At 64.9% G+C, this 6,839-nt stretch carries 5 protein-coding genes; all 5 read right to left on the minus strand.

Annotated elements, in window-relative coordinates:
* Positions 1 to 42: 42 nt before the first annotated feature.
* On the minus strand, positions 43 to 438 hold the full coding sequence (locus ACFU4Z_RS09010) for a VOC family protein (RefSeq protein WP_379060867.1): 396 nt from the start codon (positions 436 to 438) through the stop codon (positions 43 to 45).
* 238 nt (positions 439 to 676) lie between these two features.
* Positions 677 to 1,915, minus strand: a complete 1,239-nt coding sequence (locus ACFU4Z_RS09015; RefSeq protein ID WP_379060868.1) for an MAB_1171c family putative transporter — start codon at positions 1,913 to 1,915, stop codon at positions 677 to 679.
* Positions 1,916 to 2,114: 199 nt separating this feature from the next.
* Entirely contained in the window at positions 2,115 to 2,660 is a 546-nt protein-coding gene (locus ACFU4Z_RS09020) for a hypothetical protein (RefSeq protein ID WP_379060870.1), read from the minus strand.
* A gap of 253 nt (positions 2,661 to 2,913) precedes the next feature.
* On the minus strand, positions 2,914 to 4,740 hold the full coding sequence (locus ACFU4Z_RS09025) for a sugar-binding protein (RefSeq protein WP_379060871.1): 1,827 nt from the start codon (positions 4,738 to 4,740) through the stop codon (positions 2,914 to 2,916).
* 465 nt (positions 4,741 to 5,205) lie between these two features.
* Positions 5,206 to 6,375: a lipase family protein gene (locus ACFU4Z_RS09030; RefSeq protein WP_379060872.1), complete on the minus strand. Its 1,170-nt coding sequence runs from the start codon at positions 6,373 to 6,375 to the stop codon at positions 5,206 to 5,208.
* Between the last annotated feature and the right edge of the window lie 464 nt (positions 6,376 to 6,839).

The raw sequence follows: 6,839 nt of genomic DNA on the forward strand, positions 1-6,839 counted from the left end.
TTTACTGTCCGCTGGCAGCCGGAAAGTTGCGGTGCCCGGGCGTTACTCGCTCGGCGCGTGCGTTGACAAGGCCGACTCGGATGCTCTGGCAACGTCTATGTCGATCTCCTGGATCTGGATCGTCACGCCGTCCGGATCGACGACCCGCAAGCTGCGACCGAAGTCCTCGTCGAAGATCTCACAGTCGTAACCCTGCTCGCGCAACCGGCCCGCGACTACTTCCAGCTTCTCATCGGTCGCGAACCCGAGTTCGACCGATCCGACCGGGCGTCCCTTCGACACCCTGAAATCGTGCAACCCGACCGCTCCGGCATCGGCCGAGAGTTGTGCCCACACATCGAGACTCGCATTCGAATCGAACACAAGGCCGAGGCCGGCGTAGAACTTACGGCACGCTTCCACATCGGAGACGTACCTGATGGGCAGGACAGTCAGCATCTTTCACTCCTTCTTGGAACGGATGGGACCGAGTATGGATAGACGCCGCACGCCCCGCCCCCTGCTGCCGGGAATCCGCCGGGAATCGACACTTTGCGCGGTCGATATGACGTAATCCGTCATGCCCGCAACCGCAGGGCACCCAACGGATCGGAGTCGTTGATGCTCGGTCACCACCTGTCGAGCAGCAGCTTGCTCCCCTCGCTGACGACGCGGCCGCACGAGAAAGCGGTCGTGCCTAACGCGGCCGGATCCAGAAATTCTTGCGTCGTCGTGTTCGGCGGACCGGGTTGATCCAGCCGGGCAACGGTTCTCGCGCGGCAAGCCACGTCTGCGGCGCCCCGACGATCGGACCGGGGCGGCTGCCGGCGCCGGCCTTGGCCTGCGGCCAAATGCGGGCCAGGTCGACCAGGTGCGCGAGCTCGGCGTCGAAATCGTGTGCGACCACGGGCGATAGCGATGGTGCGCCGGTGCCGGCGGGCGGTAGGCCCGCCTTTCTGGCCTGCGCCGCCCGGATCAGCCGATGGGCGTAATCGGTAGTCCCCCGGTCCGATGCGGGCTCTCGCACGGTATTGCGTTGCGTTTCATCGGTTTCGGCCGGGAGATAAGCGCCTAGGTGGAGCATTGCGTCGCGAATCTCCACAGTCATCCGCAGTAGCCGGGTGGCCGGATCCGAGCCGTGCCGCGCATCGACGGGCATGACGATCTCCGGGACCGCCGCGGTGAGATCACGCCACAGCGGCAATAGCCGACGGCAGGTTCTGGTGGCGCGATCCATACCCGCTCGCAGCACCAACTCCGCGACCAGCGGGATCGCGTGCAGTGTCGTATTGATCGCCACCCACAGGGTGAACGCAGGCTGAACCAGCGACAGTTGTGGTCCGTCGGGCCATCCAGTGGCCGGCTGGGACAGCGAGAGTACCTGCGCACCCCAGAGAACGGCATTGCTACCGATCAGGCCGATACACACGATCCGCGCCGCGCGCGGGGTATCGACATCGCGGAGTGCGCCGAGACAGATGCGCGTGATCACGAACGTGCTATAGGTGACGGCGAATGCGCAACCGATGCCCAGTCCGACCCCCGCGAGGTGCAGGTCGACCGATCGTCCCGAATATCTCGCCGATGCCGCGGCCAGGACTATCGAGGCCGTCGCGGCCAAGGCGAGGAGAGCGGCGTTGCGCTGGTGGCGCCATACGGTATCCGGCTCGGAATCGGCGCTGGCGAGCCGACCGACGCTGTACTGGTATGTGGTGGTCATGAGAATGCAGCCCAGGGCAAGCTGATTCGCCGGGTCATCGATGGTTGGCGTCGATGCGCACCGGTATATCAGCAGGGTCGCGATGCTCCACAGGCCCGTGTGGTTGACGAGCCGATCGATAACAGCACGGCCGCCGAGCCATAACCGAGCCGACAGGAGCACCGTGACGTATCCGATCACCGCCCAGGCCACGACTCCCGGTATGGGTGACGACATCGATGCATCCTCGTGGTCCGGCGGAACTCGTGCCCGTCGGAGGATACTGCCGCCTCGGCCGCCAGATCACACGGTGCCGGTAACAAGCTCTCCGAGCACCTGCGGTCCCGTTCTGGTTCCGCTCTGCGAGTGGTCTAATGACAAAAATCCCCTTCCGACCCAGGTCAGAAGGGAATTTCGCTCGGGAGTGTGGATGGGTCTATGCGGCGCAGCCGATTTCACGGCCTACGTCCGCCGGAACGCCGTGCCTGTTCACACAGTCGAGGGCGTTGCCGACATCGATCACGCGCCACCCGTTCAGCTCGGAGTACTTGAACAGATACATCTCCGGATGGAGGGCGCCGTCCGGCATGCTTTGCGCCGATGCGTACGTGCCGCTGCACCGTGCTCGCTGGAGATCGGCCAGCGGAAACCGAGGCGACCCCGTCATTCTCAACGTGGTTATCAAGTACTCGCGGGTCACCTCGGCGCAGGGATCGGCCGTCGGCGGTGCGGTCGAAGGTTCGGGTGCCGCCGAGGCAGCGGGCTTGGTGGTCTCGGCAGCCGGCTTGGTGGTCTCGGCGGCGGGCTCAGTGCTCCCGGCGGCCGGCTCAGTGCTCTTGGCGGCGGCCGTCGAGGTCGAAACGCGTGTGGAAACGGTGCTCGATCCCGAAGGACCGGCATCGGAAACGCCCTCACCACCACACGCCGTGAGAACCACCGCGATGGTGGCCGCCGCGGCCGCGAGTAGAACAGGTCGGGTCATATTTCCTCCACGGTAGGGGCCCGCCCACGTGGCGGACGCTTCTAGATCATCTGAGCGAACAGGGTTTTCGTTTCAGCCGCGAACTATAGGGTGGATCACATCCTGCGACCATCGGCTGCGGGTCCGGTCCGCGACCGGATGCCGGTCGACAACACCGGTTGGCCGGGCACAACTCGACTCGCCGCTGGAGACTCCGGCGATGGCACAGCCACACATCCGGCCACGATGCAGGTTCCGGAACCGCAAACGCGAGCTAGCGTATGAGTCTGGGCCGCGGGCTGCCCGCGATCGGCACTCCGGTACGTCTGGTCTGGGCCAACGACGCGGACGAGTCGGCGCTACGCGCGGCGGTCTGCGGAATGGCGGGCGGCACCTCGGTCGTCGAGCGGTCCGCTGGCTGTCGATAGCCGAGGAGTGTCGCGGTGCCCCACACGTAGGGGTCTGCCTGGGCACTGCCGAATGGCGACCAGGCCAGGCGGATCTGGCCGGTCTTGTCGTCGGTGTCGGAGTCGTAGACAAGGATGTTCATCGCGAACTTGGTGGGATCGACCGCGGCGGGAAGCCCGGTGAGCGGGATCTTCACCTCGATCGAGTATCCCCGGTACGGCTCGGTGACCAACGCGGCCACCTGCATCCCCGGCACTGCCTCGGCCGCCACACCCTGATGATTGTCGGCATCGCGCTCGGCAGCTGGGCCACCTCGGCCTGCCGTGTACGGCAGGATCCCGGTCTTCAGGGTGGTCGAGGTGTCGTCGGAGTCGCCGCGTGGGTCGAGGACGATCTCGATCGAGTCGGTGCGCCAATGCCGCTTGATGTCGTCGGCCGCCAGTTCGGCGCCCTTTCGGTCGTCGGCGACGTTGACCAGCACGTACAGGTCGTCGTCGTGCCGAACCAGCTTCGCTGTCGCCGCACATCCGCCGCCGCCCTCCCAGACGGCGAGCGGCAGTTCCGGCCCCGGGTACTCCCCGGGTGCCTCGACGCCATTGAGGACAGGCGCGGCCGCGACGGCCGGGATCGTGGTGCTCGGATTCGGTGGATAGTTCGGCTGGACCCGGTTGGCCAACCACGGCAACCCGGCGCGGTCCGCCCAGTCACGGAACTCGGCGTACAGCGGCTTCAGTCCGGTTTGCCGGTGCACGGCCGCCTGGACGAACCGACCGTCCTCAGCCAGTACCGTGAACCAATCGGAACCGAGCTGCCCCGGGTCCGACGACACTTGCGCAGGCATCGCGCCGAAACCCTGTGTCAGATAAAGCCGAGTCGCGTCGCGCTCGACCTGCGCCCAAGTCATGTTGTGTTCGTGCGAGCGAGCGCCGGACCACACACCGATGACCGGCAAACCGGTGTCAGGATCGGTGCGTCGCTGTTTGGGTGCGTCTGGCCCGAGCAACGAGTCGAACCCGTAGTTCTGGGCAAGAAGCCTACTGGGATGCCACGGCGTCAGCCCTTCACCGGTGATCTGCTCGGGATACGCCAGTGGATCCCCTGCCAGTCGGAACGCCTCGATACCGAGACGTGCCGAGAGTTGGTGGCCGCCATGCTGGTTGAACGGCCGGGGGTCCATCACCACGATCGTGTGCGGCGTGGTCAGCCGCACCAGCCGCACCAGTCTGGCCATGGTGTCCTGCTCGCCCCAAATGCGCGCGGTCAGCGGCGCGGAGAGGGTGTACCAGAAGTCCGGCTTGTCGAGGTAATAGATATTCTCGATCCCGGCGAAGGCGGTCGCCTTGCGTTCCTCCATCTCCCGGATCAGACCCAACTCCGGCCCTTCCTCCAGTCCGACGGCATTGCCCCCACCCTCGCCACGCGTGACGGTGACGACGCCGGTGCTCCAGCCCAAGTCTTCGTGCCACTGTCCGAAGGTGGACAGGTTGCTCGATTCATCGTCCGGATGCGCACCAACGAACAACACATCGGTATGAGCCGGATCCCGCGCCGCGTTCACCGGGTTCCGTTGAACCTCCCGCCCAACGCTGTCCGAGGAAATATCCCCGACCAGCCAGGTTGCGGCCAGGGCCGAGCCGAGGACAGCACGCCGACTCAGCCTGCCCCCGAAGCCGCCCGCTCCCCCCTGCGCCATCCAATCCTCCAGTCGTCCCATATACCTTGTCGCACGTCGGTTGCCGTCGAATCACAGCCTGAAGTTCAGGTGTGAAATTTTTTGAACTTCAGGCGGCTGAGCGACCCCGATGAGGCAGGGCATCCCACAGCGTCTCGAAGTTCAATGTTGCCCCAGTTGAACATATTTGAACTAACGCAAGGGTCATCTGCCGGCGTCCGGAAGCCGGCTCGAGCAGAAACGACGAAGGCCCGGTCCTGCTGGACCGGGCCTTCGCAGTGGACACGGCGGGACCTACTCGGACCGGACCGAGAGCAAGTCGGGTACGGCTGGTTCGGCATCCCAGTTGTCACCAATGGCTACGCTGGTGAATTCCGACGCCCGTCATCGGCGAACTATGACGTCAGTCGACGGGATCCGAGATCGGTTGCGAGGCGCAGGTCTCCGCGCCGCGACCGGTGGACCACGCCGCGATGGACGGCAGCGTCACCGTCCGTCGGGTGTCGCGGCACATGTTCCGGTCGCAGGCACACCGCGCAATCGTTGATCCATCCAATCCATGGTCGCGCTATAGGAGCTGACGTAGGCCGCCAGATGTTCACCGCCGACGATATTCTTCGTCGCTGCCACTCCCAGAGCACATTGCTCGCGCCACAGCTGCTCGGCCTCCGGCGCGGGAATCCAAGGATCGTGGATACCGTGGTAAATGAACAGCGGCACACCCGATTTCCGGCCGCTCATACTCAGATGTTGGAAGATCACCTCGGCCGATTCGCTGTCGAGCGACTTATCGATTGTGGCCATCGTGTCGACCGGGATGGGCATTATCCCGAGTGCGCCGAAACTGCCGCTGCAGTTATCTTTGATGGGGGACGTCGCCACCCATTGCGCCGCATGGTTCATGAGGCCGAGGATTTCTGGGTGCTCCCGGCCGAGCGCGAGCGCGGTGGTGAGCAGGAACGCGGAGATGTAGGAACCGTCGAAAGCGTGGGCGAACCGGCGATAGTCGGTGACCAATCCACCGAAACTCGCGCCGGCGAAATACGGCAGCAGTTCCGGTGCGTATTCCTGTACCAGCATGGCCGCAGCGTGGGAAGCGACGGCACCGCCTGAGTATCCGGTCGAGGCGAAACGGCTCTCGCCGAACTGATCCGGGGCGAAATTGCGGACCGCGCGAATGGAGTCGAGCAGGTTGTGTCCGGCGACGGTCGGCTCCGAGTAGGCCATCAGGGGGCCCTCGTGGTCGGGGATTATCAGCGCGTAGCCGTGCTCGATCGCCCAGGCGGTCGGCGACGGTGTGAAATCGTTGCCGGTCGGGACTTCCATGCCGTGGGAGAGAATGTAACCGGGGGTGCAGCGCTTGTTGAGCGAGTTGGTGGCCGGCGCGTTCACCAAGACGGGCTGGCTGCCGGGCTCGGTCCACGCCTTGGGGGGCAGGACCAGCGTCGCGGTGCCGATGGAGGGCTCACCGGCGGAGTTGGTGGTGCGGAATTTCAGCAGAGTGGCGCGTGCAATGGAGGTGAAGTTCATGAGAAACATCGTCGGCGTGGCCGACGCCGTCACATCCCGCCATTCCAGAATGTCGCCGGGCGCATAGCGGGCGAGATCCGCCGGCCAGGTGTCGAACAGTGGGTCACCGGACGGCGCGGACTGCACGGCATTCCACAGCGCTATCAGTTCCTGCGGCAGATCACTCGGTGCCGCAAGGGGCCGCGCCGCTCGCGGTAGCATTTTCGTCGGCGCGGGAAGATGGGAATCGATCCACTGCTGCAGCGGGTTCGGACCCTCTTGTACACCAACTGATGGGGCAACCGACACCGGAGATTCCGGCGGATCCGCCTCCGCGCGGGCAGGTATATGCCCCATTGTGATCGAAAGACCCAGTACCATCGTGGCCGCAGTCAACAGATGCTTCACGATTCATCAAGTTACGACATGAAAGCGCGCAAACGCGGGATTTAGGAGCCCGTTCATTCATGAACTTGGGATAATCGGCCGCTACTCGTGAGAACGCGCGGAATGCGCGGTGCTCTCAATAGGTCAGCGCAACACTGGATTCTCACGATGAATCGGGGATGTGGTGTGTGATGACCAGGACGGCACTGTCGGAGGCCGAGGTC

The sequence above is a fragment of the Nocardia sp. NPDC057440 genome, from assembly GCF_042802915.1.
Taxonomy (GTDB): Bacteria; Actinomycetota; Actinomycetes; order Mycobacteriales; family Mycobacteriaceae; genus Nocardia.